The 16,627-nt window shown below is 43.2% G+C and carries 14 protein-coding genes; 2 read left to right on the top strand and 12 right to left on the bottom strand.

The features are described 5' to 3' along the window. Positions 1–20: 20 nt before the first annotated feature. From ABWP91_RS11535 to ABWP91_RS11515, 5 genes are all read right to left on the bottom strand, one after another. A complete protein-coding gene (locus tag ABWP91_RS11535; protein ID WP_353243414.1) occupies positions 21–437 on the bottom strand; it encodes a hypothetical protein in 417 nt (138 codons plus the stop codon). Between the two features lie 151 nt (positions 438–588). Next, positions 589–1,236 (bottom strand): 3-keto-L-gulonate-6-phosphate decarboxylase UlaD, encoded by a 648-nt coding sequence (locus ABWP91_RS11530; protein ID WP_353243413.1) that lies wholly within the window; start codon positions 1,234–1,236, stop codon positions 589–591. A gap of 4 nt (positions 1,237–1,240) precedes the next feature. Continuing rightward, positions 1,241–2,062, bottom strand: a complete 822-nt coding sequence (locus ABWP91_RS11525) for a Cof-type HAD-IIB family hydrolase (protein WP_353243412.1) — start codon at positions 2,060–2,062, stop codon at positions 1,241–1,243. A 15-nt stretch (positions 2,063–2,077) separates the two neighbouring features. Continuing rightward, positions 2,078–2,554 carry a PTS sugar transporter subunit IIA gene (locus ABWP91_RS11520; protein WP_353243411.1) on the bottom strand — a complete coding sequence of 159 codons (477 nt, stop codon included), beginning with the start codon at positions 2,552–2,554 and terminating at the stop codon, positions 2,078–2,080. Between the two features lie 68 nt (positions 2,555–2,622). Then, positions 2,623–4,374, bottom strand: a complete 1,752-nt coding sequence (locus ABWP91_RS11515) for a PTS ascorbate-specific subunit IIBC (protein WP_353243410.1) — start codon at positions 4,372–4,374, stop codon at positions 2,623–2,625. A 402-nt stretch (positions 4,375–4,776) separates the two neighbouring features. Between ABWP91_RS11515 and ulaR the strand changes: the two genes are divergently transcribed. Together ulaR and ulaG are read left to right on the top strand one after the other, a co-directional pair. Beyond that, positions 4,777–5,532 carry an HTH-type transcriptional regulator UlaR gene (gene ulaR, locus ABWP91_RS11510; protein WP_353243409.1) on the top strand — a complete coding sequence of 252 codons (756 nt, stop codon included), beginning with the start codon at positions 4,777–4,779 and terminating at the stop codon, positions 5,530–5,532. Between the two features lie 114 nt (positions 5,533–5,646). Then, complete coding sequence (gene ulaG / locus ABWP91_RS11505) at positions 5,647–6,714, top strand: L-ascorbate 6-phosphate lactonase (protein WP_353243408.1); 1,068 nt, start codon at positions 5,647–5,649, stop codon at positions 6,712–6,714. Positions 6,715–6,827: 113 nt separating this feature from the next. Here ulaG and fbpC read toward each other — a convergent pair whose 3' ends face one another. The 7 genes from fbpC to ABWP91_RS11470 all read right to left on the bottom strand — a co-directional run bounded on the left by fbpC (position 6,828) and on the right by ABWP91_RS11470 (position 16,031). Further along, positions 6,828–7,868 (bottom strand): ferric ABC transporter ATP-binding protein, encoded by a 1,041-nt coding sequence (gene fbpC, locus ABWP91_RS11500; RefSeq protein WP_353243407.1) that lies wholly within the window; start codon positions 7,866–7,868, stop codon positions 6,828–6,830. A 16-nt stretch (positions 7,869–7,884) separates the two neighbouring features. After that, entirely contained in the window at positions 7,885–9,963 is a 2,079-nt protein-coding gene (locus ABWP91_RS11495) for an ABC transporter permease (protein ID WP_353243406.1), read from the bottom strand. A gap of 180 nt (positions 9,964–10,143) precedes the next feature. Further along, on the bottom strand, positions 10,144–11,175 hold the full coding sequence (locus ABWP91_RS11490) for an ABC transporter substrate-binding protein (protein ID WP_206082490.1): 1,032 nt from the start codon (positions 11,173–11,175) through the stop codon (positions 10,144–10,146). 20 nt (positions 11,176–11,195) lie between these two features. Next, positions 11,196–12,515, bottom strand: coding sequence for an MFS transporter family glucose-6-phosphate receptor UhpC (gene uhpC, locus ABWP91_RS11485; RefSeq protein WP_353243405.1), 1,320 nt, complete (start codon positions 12,513–12,515; stop codon positions 11,196–11,198). 106 nt (positions 12,516–12,621) lie between these two features. Further along, the gene (locus ABWP91_RS11480) at positions 12,622–14,148 is read right to left on the bottom strand and encodes an MASE1 domain-containing sensor histidine kinase (protein WP_353243404.1); all 1,527 of its coding nucleotides are present in this window, start codon (positions 14,146–14,148) and stop codon (positions 12,622–12,624) included. A gap of 4 nt (positions 14,149–14,152) precedes the next feature. After that, complete coding sequence (locus tag ABWP91_RS11475) at positions 14,153–14,782, bottom strand: response regulator (RefSeq protein ID WP_353243403.1); 630 nt, start codon at positions 14,780–14,782, stop codon at positions 14,153–14,155. Positions 14,783–14,996: 214 nt separating this feature from the next. Then, positions 14,997–16,031: a methyltransferase gene (locus ABWP91_RS11470; protein ID WP_353243402.1), complete on the bottom strand. Its 1,035-nt coding sequence runs from the start codon at positions 16,029–16,031 to the stop codon at positions 14,997–14,999. Positions 16,032–16,627 lie beyond the last annotated feature (596 nt).

The raw sequence follows: 16,627 nt of genomic DNA, 5'->3' as shown, positions 1-16,627 counted from the left end.
TATCGCTTAAAAATAGAAGATTAGTTCAAGATAAACTCTTGGTTTAAGCCATTGTAAGTTTTCACACTGACTTTTAGCCCATCATCCATTTCAGTGAGTTTAACGGCTTCAATTTCATTGCAATCAGCACCGATGGCAGTAGCTTCCTCTAACTCTAAGCGTTTATTTTTCTTATCAATAAAATACCATTTACCCGCGGGGCAAGAAATACCTGCATCTTCACGCAACAGCGCCCAACGGTTAGTTTCATGAACTTGTGAGCCAATACCAAAGTACGCATCACCCACACTAATCCAGCTAACAGCAGCGCCTTTGCCACATTGCTCACAGGATACTTCGCCACCATCATGAATTTTAACTTGGTCTGTACGCGCTGAAGCGGAAATTTGCCAAGTTAAGGCAGAAACGGCAAGTGCTGCAATCAATAATTTTTTCATCTGATTATGTCTTATTAAAAGGAGGTATAGATTTAATTTTATCATTGAGGATAAAAGATAAAGGCAAAAAATAGCTGGGTAAAGCGCGGGATATTGGTGGTTAAATGAATGGCGCCCTATCTGCAAAGCGGATAGGGCGTAAATCAGGGGGTTATTTCCAGAAACGATCAATTTGTTCGCGCAATGCTTCTGCGGTTTGCTTACCTTTTTCACCCACTAAGGCGCGTCCTGCAATAAAGGCCTTGGCTTTAATTCCGTTAAATAAGTGGATATCTTCAGGCACGATACCGCCTGTAATGGATAATGCGAGCCCTAAATCAGATAATTTTCGCATTTTTTCGATATCTTCATTGGTCCAGCCAATACCGGCAAGCTCGGCATCACGGGAACGATGGTAGATAGCTTGAGTAATGCCTAAATCTACCCAATTTTTGGCATCTTCAAATGTCCAATTGCCGTAAATTTCAATTTGAATTTCACGCTGAAATTCGTCAGCCACTTTTTTACAGGCCGCAATAGTAGCGATATGCGCCGCCGCTGACACCGTGATCCAATCCGCCCCTGCTTCAAATGCCATTTTCGATAAAATAGCGCCACCGTCAGTGGTTTTCATATCGCAAACCAGAATGTGATTTGGATATTTTGGGCGTAACGTCGACACGGCATTCATGCCATCGGCAAACGCTAAAATTGTGCCCACTTCAATGATATCAACAAAAGTGTGCACATTTTCAGCAACATCCAGTGCCGCAGGTAAGTTAGTTTGGTCTAACGCGATTTGGATCAACGGTTTAGTCATGGTTTTATCCTTGAATTTTTTCTCGTATCAAACGGGCAAGTCCGTCGTGATTGTTATCAGTGGCGCAGATAGCATTGGCTTGTGCTTTGACTGCCTCATCAGCATGTGGCATAGCAACACCGAGCCCTGCGTATTGGATCATGGAAATATCATTATGGTTGTCGCCAACGGCAATCACTTGCTCAGGCTTGAGACCGAGCTGGTTAACGTATTGTGCTAAGCGCATGCCTTTGTTGTTACCTTTACAGGCGATATCAATGCGATTAACCCACGAACGTTCAGCCGTGAATTTGTCATTCACCCACGAGGCGTCCATTAATTGCTCGATGGCATTCGGGTCGCCTTCAACGACAAATTTCCAAACGTAATCGGTATCACGAACCTGTTCTTCAAATGAATCAATACGGTAGATTTTTGGGGGATGTGCAAGGCTTGGGTCTGCCGCCCACAGTTCCATATCTTTCATATAGTCAATAGGTTGTGATTTTGAGTAGGTCATTTCATTGGTGGTATACAGCACCAGTTTGAACTGGTTTTTTTGTGCCAATTCAATAAAGGCCAAGGCATCTTCTTTGGCAATTGAGGTTTGTGTGAGCACCTTTTCATTTTGGTAATCATAGATATAGGTGCCATTGCAGCAAATAATGGGTGTGGTTAACCCCAACTCATCGTAATAAGGGCGCGCAGCGGTATGGTGACGACCTGTCACAATCATTACGTGACAATGTTTTGCCGCGTTTTGGATGGCAGACTTCACTTCTGGGTGGATAGTGTGTTGAGCCGTCAGAACCGTCCCATCTAAATCTAATGCGAGCACTTTATACATATCAATTAATCCTTTTTAAGCGTTTTTCGCGAGTGCCTCATCAATCACGCGATACACATCGTCGGCTGTGTGGCATTGGCGCAGTTTGTTAAGATCGACACCCGTTTCGCTGTCCTCATCATCAAGAACTTGGGTGACCTCCATCAATCCTTCCATATGTTCGTCCGAAGAGCTACCCGCAAGTGTAATTAAAACGTCGACGGGCTCATCTTCTCCGTCAAAAATAATGGGTTTTTCTAAGGTCACCAACGCAAAAGCGGTGCGAATAACGCCATCTTCAGGGCGTGCATGGGGTAAGGCCAAGTTCGGGGCGATGCAGATATACGGGCCCAGCTTTTCGATACTGCTGACGATGGCCTCATGGTAATCGGGTTTGATGGCACCAGAGGCAATTAGCATGTCCGTACCAATTTTAATCGCGTCGCGCCAATTTGTTGCGTTGGCGTGGAGTTGGATAGAATTGTTGTCGATTAATGATTGTTTGAATCCCATTATGACTTCCTCTTGGATGGTATTTGCCTCGATAGAAGCAGGGGGTATCTATCGAGGCATCAACATGATTAGTGACGAATAAAATTGGTATGAATGATATTGAGCAACTCATCACCGAATGAATTAGGGTTGAGCATATTTTGTACGCCAAGAACGAACTTACCTTCACCAGGGTCCATTTCTGAACTTAAGTGTTTTGACGAGACGATAATGTCTGTTGCTGTTAATTTCGATTTATAGTCGGACACTGCACAGGAATCCATAATGTGTGGGATGCCTTTTTTCTCAAGGTACTGGCCAATTTTCATTTTCATCATCATGGAGGAACCTTGGCCATTACCACATACCGCTAAGATGCGCACCGGTTTGGCGCCACTGTGCTCAATATGGGCTGATTCAACTTCGTCTACTGTTTCAATTGCCGATTCAAGGGCTCCTTCAGCATCCTCTTCTGCTCGCAGTTTTTTCGCTGCGAAGTACATGTAGACAAGGGAAAGTGCGACAATGACAAAGAAGAACATTTTTGAGAATGATAGGCCTTGCATAATCACTGGGAATGCGAGCGCCCAGTCAGCCATTCCCATCCAGCCACTAAAATCGGTACCTTGGCGGTTGATTAAGTCGATAGCCCATGCCGAACCTAAAATTTCGATGACCCCCATCACGAAACACACTTTCATCACGGCTTTCCAACCGCCAAAGTGGTTTGCAAAGATGCCGATGGTGGCATTGGAAAAGAACATCGGAATAAAACCGGGGATGATCATAATTGGCGAATTGAAAGCTAACATGCCCAATACTGCGGCAAACTGGCCGATTGCGCCCCACATAAAGCCGAATACCATCGCATTTGGAGAGAAAGCATAGATAGCGGCACAGTCGATGGCGAGCACGGCATTAGGAATAACGCGCTCAGAAATACCTTTAAATGCCTCAGAAAGCTCTGCGACGAACATCCGTACACCGGTCACGATGATTTGAATGGCAACGGCAAATTTCAGGCCTGTTTCAATAATGTAGATAGTCCAGTGCGTGGTGCCTGCCATGGTTTGCAGGTTAGTCAGACCAAAAGAAATCAAAATAACACCAAAGAAGAGCGTCATCACAATGGCGGTTGCGGAGATGCTATCGTGGAAAATATGCAACCATTTTGGTAGTTTTAAGTTATCAACACTGTCTTTTTTATCGCCCAATTTTGGGGCAACCTTGGTGGCTATCCAAGAAGCAAACTGCTGCTGGTGGCCGATAGAAAACCCAGCCCCACCAGTCACTTCTTGTGTTGGTTTAAACATGATATTGGAGGAGATCCCCCAGTACAGTGCCATCAAGACCGCGGAATACAAAATGGTTTCCCACATACTTGAACCGAGTACAAAATAGAAAACAGCAATCAAGCCAGCTTGCTGGAACATGATATGCCCCGTCAACATGATGGTACGAATACCCGTGACGCGGCGAAATAGCACTAATAGAATGTTAATCGCAAGGGCGAGTAACACGGTATAACCGACCCACGAATAGTTATCCCCCATAGTTTCCATGGTGGCCATCATTGAAGTGTATGGGTCGATCACTGAACCTGTAAGGCCGTGGTATTCAGACATTTTTTCGATGACGGGTTTAAAACTGGATACCAAGGTGCTAGCTCCAACACCCACTAACATAAAGCCGACAATTGTTTTGATTGTCCCCTTGAGGATTGTCGTACCATCACGCTTTAATAGCCAGTAACCAATAAATGTGACTAAGCCGAGTAGTAGAGGCGCTTTAGTCATTACTTGGCTGTAAAAAATATAGAAAGCGTCGTATAAAAAATCCATATTTTTACCTCTAATCAAATTGTATTTGTAATTTATATGGGTCAGAGATTAATCATATTGATCGTATCTGGTGTTATTGCGATATAATCATTTAAAACAGATAAACGGTCGCGCAAAAATCAATTATGATCAAATGTAATCACGAATTGCTCTTTTATGATTGTTTGCATTTGTCTGTTTTTTTACCAGTAAAAAAATAAATAAATGGCGACCTGATCACGTAAAATTTTAAATGTTCAATAAAATCAAAGTTGTAATTTTATTTATGTCAAATATTCAATTTTTGCGTTAGCAAAGGTTGACAATATTAGGTGAGATAAATAGAATCAAAACTAATCACCAATAATCATTTTCAATCATAAGTTGTCATTGGCGTGATTATTTCTTAATAAGGCGATAGTTATGAATGAAGTGCAAAGACACAATGAAATTTTGTCGTTATTAGAAACGCAGCGGGTGATTAACGTTTCTCATATTACTGAGCAGTTTAATGTGTCTCCTGCCACCGCTCGTCGTGATATTTCAAAGCTTGATGAGCAAGGTAAGTTACGGAAAGTCCGTAATGGTGCAGAACGAATTGAAAAGAAAAAGCGTAAGTGGACACCGCTTAATATTAATAGCACTGACCACTACGAAGAAAAATCAGAAATCGCCATCAAAGCCGCGGAGCTTTGTCTCCCAGGGGAAAGCGCAGTGATTAACTGTGGTTCAACAGCCTTTATGTTAGGGCAACAGCTTTGCGGTAAAAATGTACAGATTGTGACCAATTACTTCCCGCTAGCCAGTTATTTGATTGATGAAGACCATGATGACGTCATTTTAATTGGTGGGCAGTATAACAAGGCACAAAACATCTTTTTAAACCCAGCCCTCAATACGCTGATGGGCTACGCAGGTAACTGGATGTTCACGTCAGGGAAGGGGCTAACGGAAGCCGGTTTATATAAAGCCGATATGCTAACCGCCGTGGCTGAGCAGCAGATGCTAGACCAAATCGATAAATTAGTGGTGGTTGTCGACAGTTCCAAGGTAGGCCATCGAACAGGGATGTTATTTTGTCCAGCAAATAAGATTGATGTACTTATCACGGGAAGAAATGCAAACCCTGAGGTGATTAAAGGGATTGAAGCGCAAGGAACTCGCGTGATCCTCGTCTAGTTTAGCCGACTACCTGATTTATTGAATTTAAACAAATTTGCCTTCATGCCTTAATTTTTTCATTAAGGCATCGGGCTCCCGACATCTAAAATTCTGGAAAAAGGTATTATCACTATGAGCAAAGTCAATGAAATTACACGTGAATCTTGGATTTTAAGTACGTTTCCTGAGTGGGGAACGTGGCTAAATGAAGAAATTGAAAAAACCGTTGTTGAGCCCAACACATTTTCAATGTGGTGGTTAGGTTGCACAGGTATTTGGTTGAAAAGTGCGGGTAATACCAATATTTCTATCGATTTTTGGTGTGGCACAGGGAAGAAAACGCAAAAAAATCCACTGATGAATAAGCAACATCAAATGATGCGTATGGGGGGAGTCGAAGCGCTACAACCTAATTTACGTACGGCAATCTTCCCCCTTGACCCATTTGCAATCAAAGACGTGGATGCGATTTTAGCCTCTCACGACCATGCTGACCATATTGATGTGAACGTGGCGGCAGCCGTGCTACAAAACTGCGGCGACCACGTTAAGTTTATTGGCCCACAAGCGTGTGTGGATTTATGGACAAAATGGGGCGTACCTGCTGAGCGCTGTGTAGTGGCAAAAGTGGGCGATGTGCTTGAAGTCGGGGACATGAAAATCCGGGTGTTAGACTCCTTCGACCGCACAGCGTTAGTGACGTTGCCGCAGGGTGTTTCTTCATACGATAAAGCCATTTTGGATGGCATGGACACCCGCGCAGTGAATTACTTAATTGAAACGACAGGCGGTTCTCTTTATCACTCAGGTGACTCCCACTATTCAAACTATTATGCAGCCCATGGTAACCGTTACAATATCGACGTCGCATTACTGTCTTACGGCGAAAACCCACGCGGTGTGACGGATAAAATGACCTCTTCGGACATTTTGCGTGCCGCAGAATCATTAAATTGCGAACGCGTTATTCCATTCCACCACGATATTTGGGCTAACTTCCAAAATGACCCTCGTGAAATTGAAGTGTTGTGGAATATGAAAAAAGAGCGTTTGCAATACACCTTTGCCCCGTTCTTCTGGCAAGTGGGCGGCAAATATACTTACCCAACCGATAAAGACCGTATGCATTATCAGCACTTCCGTGGCTTTAACGACATCTTTAAAAATGAGCCCGAGCTGCCATACAAAGCGTTCTTATAATTACCATTGATAATTTATTCTTAGCAGAAGCGATAATGCTTCTGCTTTTTTGTTTTGAAGCATAAAAAAACCGCCAACGAGTGTGGCGGTTTGGTGTTTAAGGTAACGGCTGATTATTCAAGCACAAACATACCGTAAGGGTGAATTTGCAGGTACAAATTTTCCCCTACACTTGGTTGTAACTGGGTAGCATTAATTTGTAGCAACATAGATTGACCATGCCAATCAACTGTTACTTCATATTGAGGCCCCATATAGGCAACGTGAGTAATGGTACAACGTTGGCTATCATCACCTTGTGTGTTCAAGGTAATAGCTTCTGGTCGAACACCCACAGTGACCTGCGTTTGCGTTGAGGTAATTTGCGCAGGACGTGGCAAGCGATAATTAAAGATATCAACAGAATCAGCGGTCAGTATTGCAGGGAAAATGTTGGCATCCCCCATAAAGCTGGCCATAAATTTTGACGCTGGCTGGCGATAGAGTTCCTGTGGTGAACCCAATTGCATGATTTTCCCTTTGTTCATCACCAGAACCATGTCAGATACCGCGAAAGCTTCACTTTGGTCATGGGTAACGTATAAAGAGGTGATGTTGAATTGTTGCTGTAGCTCACGAATTTTCTCACGCATGCTGCGGCGTAAGTTGGCATCCAAGTTACTTAACGGCTCATCAAATAACAATACTTTGGGCTTGAGGATCAAGGCACGGGCTAAGGCGACGCGCTGTTGCTGCCCCCCAGAAATTTGGTCAACAAAGCGCTCTGCAAAGCCAGCTAAATCCACCAGCTCTAAAGCCTCATCAACCCGTTTTTTGATCTCAGATTTCGGTAAGCCTAACATCTTCAAGCCGTAACCCACGTTATCCCCTAAAGACATGTGTGGGAACAAAGCGTAGGACTGGAATACCATACAAATATCACGTTGTTGTATTGAACGGTCGGTTACATCTTCATCATCAATAAACATGCGGCCTTCGGTCGGCTTTTCGAGCCCTGCAACTAAACGTAAAACGGTGGTTTTCCCGCAACCTGATGGGCCTAATAAGGTCACCATGCTGCCTTGGGGAATGGAAAGACTTAAATCATCAATGACCGTGTTGGTGCCAAAGCGTTTAGTCACATTTTTTAGTTCAACAAAATTACGTTGTGTCATGTCAGTTACTCCCTGATCACTGTGCATTTTTGGCTTTGGAACGTGAAACACGGGCTTCGCCAATCAAATAGTCAAATAAGAAGATAATTGCGAGCATGACCACAATCAAAATGGAGCCATAAGCAATCGCAACGCCGTACTCACCATCCTCAACACGGTTAAGAATGTAAGCGGTGGCAACGCGTGTATCAGGGGTAACCAAGAACACAATCGCACTGACCGTGGTGATGGCACGGACAAAGCTGTATATCAGCGCGGACAAAATGGCAGGGCGCAAGAGTGGTAGCAAGATAAAGAAAATGGTACGCATGGAACCTGCTCGCAAGCTCAATGAGGCTTCATCTAGTGATTTATCAATTTGCCCCAATCCTGCAATACCTGCGCGGATCCCCACAGGGACGTTACGCATGGTCATCGAAATAATCACGATGGCGGCTGTACCGGTTAAATAGAACGGGGTGTCGTTAAAGGCTAAAATGTATGACACACCAGCAACGGTACCCGGTACGGCGAAACATAACATGGTGGTGAATTCGATGGTCTTCTTACCACGGAAATCTTGTCGCACCACGATATAGGCAATTAACAAGCCGAGAATAGCCGTAATTGGTGCGGCAATCCCTGCATACAGAAGGGTATCGAGCAATGAAGGCCATGCGCCGTCACTCATACCTTGGCCGAATAACTTAATAAAGTTATCCAGAGTTAAGGTGTAGTCCACACCCCAGTTTACCGTGAAGCTTCCGTAGAAAATGCTACCGTATAACAGCACGTTAAAGGCAACCCAAATCGCTAAGAAGAGAGTCACAGTGGTAATTAAAGATGATGGCAGCGGCTGGACATCACCACGGTAAGATTTGCCAGAAACCGTGACATACGAACGCTTACCAATCCACATATACTGCACGCAGAATACCAGCAGTGAGAATACTAACAGCGATGCACCCAAGGTACTGGCAGCTTGGTAATCTAACTGTGAACCCGTGATGTAGAAGTAGATTTGCGTGGCTAAGACGTCAAAGTTACCGCCTAATACTAACGGGTTACTAAAGTCCGCAAGTGACTGAACGATAACAATTAAAAATGCGTTTGCTAATGCCGGCTTCAACAAAGGCATAAACACATTAAAGAACGTTTGGTAACGATTAGCACGCAGAGTATAAGAGGCTTCTTCCAAAGATGGGTGAATGGTTTTAATCGCACCATCCAAAATCATAAATGACATAGGTGTAAAGGCCAGAACCTGTGCCAGCCAAATTCCCGTAAAACCATACAACCAGTTAGTATTTTCTAACCCCATGTACGTTGCGAGGAACTCAGTAATATAACCTGAGCGACCCATCATCAAGGTGACACCAAGGCCCACAACAAAAGGTGGTGTCACAATCGGTAAGATAGAAAACACGCGACCAATAATGGCAGAGCGTTTTGCGATACGCGTGGTGTAGATAGCTAAAATTAACCCAAAGAAGGTACAACCCGCGCCTACGGCTAAAGAGAGAAAGACCGAGTTAATGATAACTTGAACAATATGGGATTGCGTTAAAATTGCCACAAAGGCAAATGGCGCGAAATCCCCATTACCATCGGTAAACATGGGAATGAAAATCGCCACACTTGGGAAGACGATAAACAGTGTGATCAGTGCAACAACGGTGATCAGCGAGCCAATGACAAATTGGTCGCCACCCAGCCATTCAAGGCGGGTTAACGCGTGCGTCATCACCATACCTAAGGCAATAAACAGCACAATGGCTGAATAACCAAGCCCCTTACCATCAAGGTAAGCGGTGATTATCACTACAACGGCAGTGAGTGCCGCAACGGCAATATCGAAATAATGGCGAGTTTTATGATAACGATCCGCTGGTGTTAACGGGCGAATAAACAGCACAGATGGCAAGAGATACCAAAGCCAGCTAATATTCAGGCTGCTCCACCCATAAGCGGCGAGGATTTCATCTTGTGTCGAGTCAAGTAAGCCATAATCTAGGCTCCAAGACGGTAACAAGGCGAAACCAACCCAAGCCAATAGCAGCCAAAAAAAGGTGCTATCTCGCTTTTTAGGTGGTGTCAGAGCTAGGGTTTGAGACATAGATCCCCCTAAGCTCGTCATATTTTGCGCTGTCACGGTGTTGGCTGCGCTCTGTTATCCTTTTGGGATCACTTCGCTGGCCTCTTCGTCACAACCCAAGCTATTTAGAGCTTAATTAAATTAATTTTTATTTTAGTTAAGTAAGTGCTCAGTGCGGCGCATTCACGCCGCACAGGGTAGTTATTTACTCATTTTGACTTCAGTAACCCACTTGTTGATTAAATTTTTACGGACATCGGCGTCGCCGTATTTATCCATATCGTAATTAATCAGGTTCAGGTCATTCAGTTTTAACGAAATTGGGGATGATTCTGCCGTGGTATTGGTGAGGATTTGGTAAGATTTACCTTCTTTCCAGCTCAGCTCTTGGGCTTCTTTAGACAGCACGAAATCCACGAACAGTTTAGCGTTGTCCATATTACGGGCATTTTTCAGGATACTGATCCCACCGATTTCATAGCCAGTACCTTCACATGGTGCGATTAATTCTAATGGTGCACCATTTTCCACTTCTAATGAATAATCATGTAAGAAGCCGATACCAATGGCAGACTCGCCACGCGCGGCGTTACGTGCCGGGGCAATACCTGATTTGGTGTATTGAGAGATGTTTGAGTTTAATTTTTTTAGGTAATCAAAGGCTTGTTCATTACCCCACAATTGGTCAAATGTGGCTAATGCGGTATACGCAGTTCCTGAGCTTTGTGGGTCAGCGATTTGAATTTCGCCTTTGTACTCAGGTTTGGTTAAATCTTTCCAGCAAGTTGGAATAGGTAAGCCTTTCTCTTTTAAGCGGTCTTTATTCACACCAAAACCTAAAATCCCGATGTAAACTGCAGAGGAATAGTTACCTTTGCGTTTCGCTGGGTCTTGGAATTGCGGCATGATTTCAGCGAGTTTTGGTGATTTGTATGGCTCAAGTAAATCCATTTCCCCTGCCTGTGAATGTGGGTCTAATGTACCGCCATACCACACGTCTGCTTGTGGGTTACGTTTTTCAGCTTCGATTTTAGCTAAAGTACTGCCCGAACCGTTACGCACAAACGTGGTTTTCACATCATATTTTTTAGCGAACGCTTGGGTTTCTGTTTCGCACATTGCATTGGTTGCGCTACAGTAAACCACAAGGCGACCCGCCGCACTTGCAGTGGTCGAAATTGCGGCGAGGGATAAGCCTGCTGCGATGAGAGTAGAGAGAGTTTTCAGTTTCATTTTCAATCCTTTATCAGATTTTAATTATCAGAGGGTGAAACAGATCCTGCCATGTGCTCTCGCTTGCTAACATTCGCAATTAAAAGCGGCATAAGCAGTAGCCCCATCAAGGCAGCGGCACTGGCGAGTAAGGTAAACATCCCAGACCAACCGTAATGTGCGATGACTTGAGAGAGCGGCCACCCTGCAATTGCCGCCCCTAAATAGGCATACAACCCAAGGTAACCCGTTACCGCTCCCGCTGCTTTTTTATGACAATATTCTGTTGCAGCGAGACCGATTAACATTTGTGGTCCAAAAACAAAAAAACCGATAGCAAAAAAACACACCGCTAATAAGGCGTAATGATGAATTGGGGTAAGCCACAAAGCACTGACTGAGATACACAACCCCAATGAAAACAGCAAAATCATTGGCGCCCGCTGCCCGCGAAACAAAATATCAGAGCCCCATCCTGAGCACAGTGCGCCAAGTAGCCCACCTAATTCAAATAACGACAATGTTGCGTTGGCACTGAGTAAATTGGTGCCGTGTGTTTCTGTTAACCAGAGGTTTCCCCAATCGTTTATCGCCATACGAATGAGATAAACCAAAATATAGGAGAAACCTAATAACCAAATCATTCGGTTGAAAACAATGGCGTCTTTTAAAATCACCCACATTGGCGTGGGGGGAGACAAACGCTCTTGGCGTAGCTCCAACACATCTTGGCGCCATTGCCCAACACTGGGGAGCTGTTCTTCTTGTGGCGTGCCCCGTAACTGCCTGCACAACCAAAGCCCAACGACCACACCAATCACCCCTGGCACTATCAATGCCATCTGCCAACTGTATTGCGTTGCTAACAACGCGGTGAGCAAAGGCAGCAGCATGCCACCGAGATTGATGGATATATTCCATAAACCCCACCAGAAACCACGTTCATTGCGTGAATACCAGTGAGTCAGAATTCGTGCACAAGGTGGCCATCCCCAACCTTGGAAAAACCCGTTTAACGTCCAAACTAGCAAGAGAGCAGGGAACGATAAACAATAGGCGAAAATGATATTCAGTAGCCCCGTCATCACAAGGCCTGCCCCCATAAACCAGCGGTAGCCTGTGATATCGTGAAAAATACCAGACAAAAACTTCGAAATGCCATAAGTCAGGTAAAACGCAGTAGCAATCCAGCCAATATCACTTTTATCAAGCAGCAATTCACTTTGCATAACGGGCATCACAAAATTGAAGCTCTTTCGTGTTAGATAAAAGGTGGCATAGCCAACAATCATGAATAACATCAGTCGGCGACGCCAAAAACGATAAGTGCTATCCAGATCCAACGTATTTTTACCTGTCATGATGGTGTTTCTCGTGTTTGGCAAAATGTAATCAAGTTTTTAACAAAAGGGATGAGAGAAGGTATTAGAGGGCTAGGAATAATTCCTAGTTTTGTGATGTTTTATCTCAAAATGTGGGCAAGTTAACAATTATTTGCGTGCCGTTTTGTGTGGTGAGTGTCCAATCTCCTCCGAGAGCTCTAACGCGCTCTTCAATACCACGCAAACCGAAGCCACTGGTACGTTTGCTAAAAGGAATGCCCACGCCGTTATCATCAACAATAAGCTGTATCGAGTCACCTAGCTGCTCAAGAGAGATGTGGATCTGTGTGGCTTTCGCGTGCTTACTGATATTGTTCAGTAATTCTTGAACAAGACGGTATAACGTGAATAAAACGGTTTCATTAACAGGTGTTTCTTGCAGGGCATAACGAAAGTGGCATTGAATATTATTTTCTGGAAACGAAAACTCCGCGATAAGGTGGGTAAGTGCATCTTCAAGGGACATTTCATCCAATACTGGTGGGCGTAATTGTCGCAACAGTTGGCGAGTCGATTGGTGAATTTGCTGAGCAAGTTCATTAATTTGGCTGGCCGCTTGGTGGCTTAATGAATCTGGCGCCGTTTTTTTCACTAACATAGATTGAATTTGAATGGCAGTAATATTCTGTCCAATTTCATCATGCAATTCGCGGGCGATGGCTTTTTTGATGTCTTCTTCCGTATGAACCAGCTGTCGCATCAGGTCGCGCCGCGCTTTTAACTCTTGCTCTAAGCGTTGTCGATAACGCTGTAGGTTACTGGCGAGCTGTTTTTGTCGGCTAATGGCAATCCCCAACCCAATGCCAATCAAAGCTTGAGTGCTGAGGAACATTTCCAGTTCTTCTAAGTCCGCAAATGCGCCATGAAATTGCCGTGCAAAAGTAATAATTAAACTACCTAATAATGCGGAGAGCACACCCCCTTGCCAGCCATAACGGTAAGCCATAAATACATTCGGAATAAAAACCAGTAACACAATCAAACGTTCGATTTCAGGGGCGAAAAAGACTTGGGCACTAAGACCGACAACACAAAATAAAAAACACCAAACAATCAAGGAGGTGCGTAACTGTTTATCTGGCGTTCCATAATCAAGTAACATCTGGTAGTGCTGCTCATGGAGATATTCATAAATAAGATAAACAAATGGAGAGAGTAGTATTCCACCCGTGAATGTTGTCAAAAAGAGTTGGCTAATGGAATAGGATGATAGCCAGCCAAACAGTAATGCGTGCAGGACGCTGTTTGCAGCAACACCCGCCAGCAATAACAATAAGCGTTGCCAATATAAGGTATAGCGCCACCAAATATCTTGAATAACAAAAGCCACACCAAGGCTTAACAGAGGGGATAGCAGCAAAATCGGTTGGAAGAGCAGTTGTTCTCCAGATAACCAAAAATTTAAAATACCTTCGCTAAGTAGCAAAGTCGGCCAATAACGCCGCCAGAGGATTATCATTAATGCAAGGCGCAATCCTTGGGGTAAAAATAACGTTGCCTGAAAGCTATTTTCACTTAAATAAAAGCCAATGATCCACAGCCCAATCCACAATAATGAATAGGTAAAGAGCAGAAAAATGGATTGAAGTGTCAGACGTAGACTTTTACTCATGCCATTAAGACCTTGAAATAAGGTTATGTTCTAGTGCGTAGTGCACAAGGTCGATGGTGTTTTCGCATTGCAATTTACCGAGCACATTAGCGCGATGGACATGCACTGTTTTATGACTAAGCTCCAGCTGTTCTGCAATCACTTTAACACTGAGGCCTGCTACCAATAAGTCAAAAATTTCCCGCTCCCGAGGCGTTAATTCTTGCATGCCTTGGTGCTGTCGCGGTGAATGGCGCAGGGCTCGCATAGCGTCTGCGCATAAATAGCAGCCCCCTTGGTGAACTGAACGTACTGCTTGCACTAATTCTTCTGGCCCACAACGTTTAGTCAAATAAGCGCTTGCGCCTGCGTCTAAGGCACTTTGTACAAAGGCGGGGGTATCGTAAATGCTGAGAATAATAGTCCTAAAGTCGGGCTTTTTCTGACGAAGGCGCGATAAAAGCTGCAAGCCATTTTCATCCGGCATTGAAATGTCCATAATGGCGACATCAATCTCTAAACTAAGGAGATTTGGTAGTGCTTCTTGAGCGCTAGCATATTGCCCGACAACGGAAATATCGGGCTCGAGGGTTAGTAATTGTGCGAAACCAGAGCGCACAACAACGTGGTCATCAACTAAGGCGATTTTTATCATGTTGTTATATTCTGTGATGAGTAGGGTATTGAGAAATCTTATATCAAGATGAGAGGGGATAAGCTACTAACATCATTTAGAATTCTGATAGTCATCAGAAAAGCATATTATGAAACCATAAATATGAACGGATAACTGCTTCTTATAGAAAGTAAAAAAGCAATAAAATAGAAGGATATATTTTATTGCTTGAAGTTATAGCGGCTATTTTTACTTAATTAATGGATAGCTCGATAATACTGACGTGTGAATCGGTGCTAATAATACGATTAAGCTTTAATTCTGCTTGGGCAAAAAGCGCTTCAAATTCAGCTTTAGTATGCCCACCGGCATCAGGAGAAAATTGAATGCAAAGTAAGTCGAGTTCCTTAGCAAAGAAGGGGGTATCGTCTTCGCCAATAATACAGTCAACTAAAAGTAATCGTGAGGTATCTTTCATTGCTTTGCGAATGGTTCTTAAGATCTCAACAACTTTCTCATCGGGCCAATCATGGCTGATGTATTTTAGTAAAAAAACGTCCGCTTCTGGGCATTTATCAAAAAATGAGCCTGGGCAAAGTGTCCAGCGAAGATCATCCCCTAATTCATGTAAAACATGATTTTTGACAACATGTTCTCTATCGAACAAAATGCCTTTTGTTGACGGGTTTTGTTTAAGAACTTCAAATAATAAGCTTCCAAACCCCCCTGCGATATCAGCAACTACTGCATTTTTAGGAAAATCATAGTGCCTCACAATATAATGGTTTTCTATTGCCGACATTGATGACATGCCATTATGGAAATTATCAGGCAAGTCAGCATTTTTTTCCCAATATTCAAAAAAAGTACTACCAAATAAATTTTCAAATACAGGTTGCTTTAATGCCGTATCATGTAATTGATAAAGGGGCATCCAAAAGGTTTGGTCTGTCAGCATTAACACTGCTTGGCGTAATGAAAATGGATGGTCTGCCAGAAGAAATTGAGCCTGTGAATTGAGTCTAAATCGTGAGTCACTGAGTGATTCAAATATTTGACGACTCGCAAGTAGGCGTAGTATTTGGTGTAGTGTTCTTTCACTGCCCCCCGTTTCTTGTGCTAATTGTCGTGCTGTTTTGGGAGAATTTGCTAGGTGCTCGGCAAGATTGAGTTGTACAGCGGCTCGTAATGCAGCTTGATAAGCAAAACCGATAGCTTGTTGTAATACGTGCTGGCTTGATCTGAGTTCGTCGGATTTCTTCTCTATTGGTGCCGCTGTGTTTAACATAGAAACTCCTAGGATAAGTTAAAAGAAAATCTAATTAATGCATTCAATGTTAAGTATTGTTTGATTAATTAAAATAACAAATCTTTTTTTCTTTAATGTGATTTTGGTTCTATTTGTTTGTTTTTAAGGTAATTTAGGTTGTTTATAGTTTTCTTTATTTTTATTTTTCAATTTAAAATATAAAGTTTTTTAATGTATTTTAACTGTAAAGTCATCTAGAGCGATTGTTTTTAGTTCAAGATTTACGGTGTGTCTAAAATCAGCGACAAAGCCCTATTTGTGGTGTCTCCAAAAGGAGACATTTATCTCAATGATAAATAAGGTTTTTATAAATTGAGTTTTTGAGTGTCTTAAATTAGCGACAGTTTCAAAGATCGGATAAACCGTTTCAGCGTATTCAGAAAGAGTCAAAAGAAGTAAAAATTTAAATTTCTATATTATTCAGTTGGATAAAAATTTAATTGAAAAGTTGGCATGGGTTGTGCATAATAATATTCAGTTGCTCATTCAATTTATTATGTCGGTCCAAAAATAGTTGGGTACATACCACATAAAGCAAGAATGACGCCAAAGTAAGGTGCCTACCGTCCAACAGC

It is taken from the genome of Providencia sp. (genome assembly GCF_040396775.1).
Lineage (GTDB): Bacteria > Pseudomonadota > Gammaproteobacteria > Enterobacterales > Enterobacteriaceae > Providencia.
The sequence above is the reverse complement of the archived record's forward strand: the minus strand, read 5'-3'. Positions and strand labels throughout refer to the sequence as shown.

What these genes read in the sequence shown, in the direction of transcription:
- ABWP91_RS11535 (WP_353243414.1), bottom strand. Translation starts at nt 437, where the DNA reads ATGAAAAAATTATTGATTGCAGCACTTGCCGTTTCTGCCTTAACTTGG.
- ABWP91_RS11530 (WP_353243413.1), bottom strand. Translation starts at nt 1,236, where the DNA reads ATGACTAAACCGTTGATCCAAATCGCGTTAGACCAAACTAACTTACCT.
- ABWP91_RS11525 (WP_353243412.1), bottom strand. Translation starts at nt 2,062, where the DNA reads ATGTATAAAGTGCTCGCATTAGATTTAGATGGGACGGTTCTGACGGCT.
- ABWP91_RS11520 (WP_353243411.1), bottom strand. Translation starts at nt 2,554, where the DNA reads ATGGGATTCAAACAATCATTAATCGACAACAATTCTATCCAACTCCAC.
- ABWP91_RS11515 (WP_353243410.1), bottom strand. Translation starts at nt 4,374, where the DNA reads ATGGATTTTTTATACGACGCTTTCTATATTTTTTACAGCCAAGTAATG.
- ulaR (WP_353243409.1), top strand. Translation starts at nt 4,777, where the DNA reads ATGAATGAAGTGCAAAGACACAATGAAATTTTGTCGTTATTAGAAACG.
- ulaG (WP_353243408.1), top strand. Translation starts at nt 5,647, where the DNA reads ATGAGCAAAGTCAATGAAATTACACGTGAATCTTGGATTTTAAGTACG.
- fbpC (WP_353243407.1), bottom strand. Translation starts at nt 7,868, where the DNA reads ATGACACAACGTAATTTTGTTGAACTAAAAAATGTGACTAAACGCTTT.
- ABWP91_RS11495 (WP_353243406.1), bottom strand. Translation starts at nt 9,963, where the DNA reads ATGTCTCAAACCCTAGCTCTGACACCACCTAAAAAGCGAGATAGCACC.
- ABWP91_RS11490 (WP_206082490.1), bottom strand. Translation starts at nt 11,175, where the DNA reads ATGAAACTGAAAACTCTCTCTACTCTCATCGCAGCAGGCTTATCCCTC.
- uhpC (WP_353243405.1), bottom strand. Translation starts at nt 12,515, where the DNA reads ATGACAGGTAAAAATACGTTGGATCTGGATAGCACTTATCGTTTTTGG.
- ABWP91_RS11480 (WP_353243404.1), bottom strand. Translation starts at nt 14,148, where the DNA reads ATGAGTAAAAGTCTACGTCTGACACTTCAATCCATTTTTCTGCTCTTT.
- ABWP91_RS11475 (WP_353243403.1), bottom strand. Translation starts at nt 14,782, where the DNA reads ATGATAAAAATCGCCTTAGTTGATGACCACGTTGTTGTGCGCTCTGGT.
- ABWP91_RS11470 (WP_353243402.1), bottom strand. Translation starts at nt 16,031, where the DNA reads ATGTTAAACACAGCGGCACCAATAGAGAAGAAATCCGACGAACTCAGA.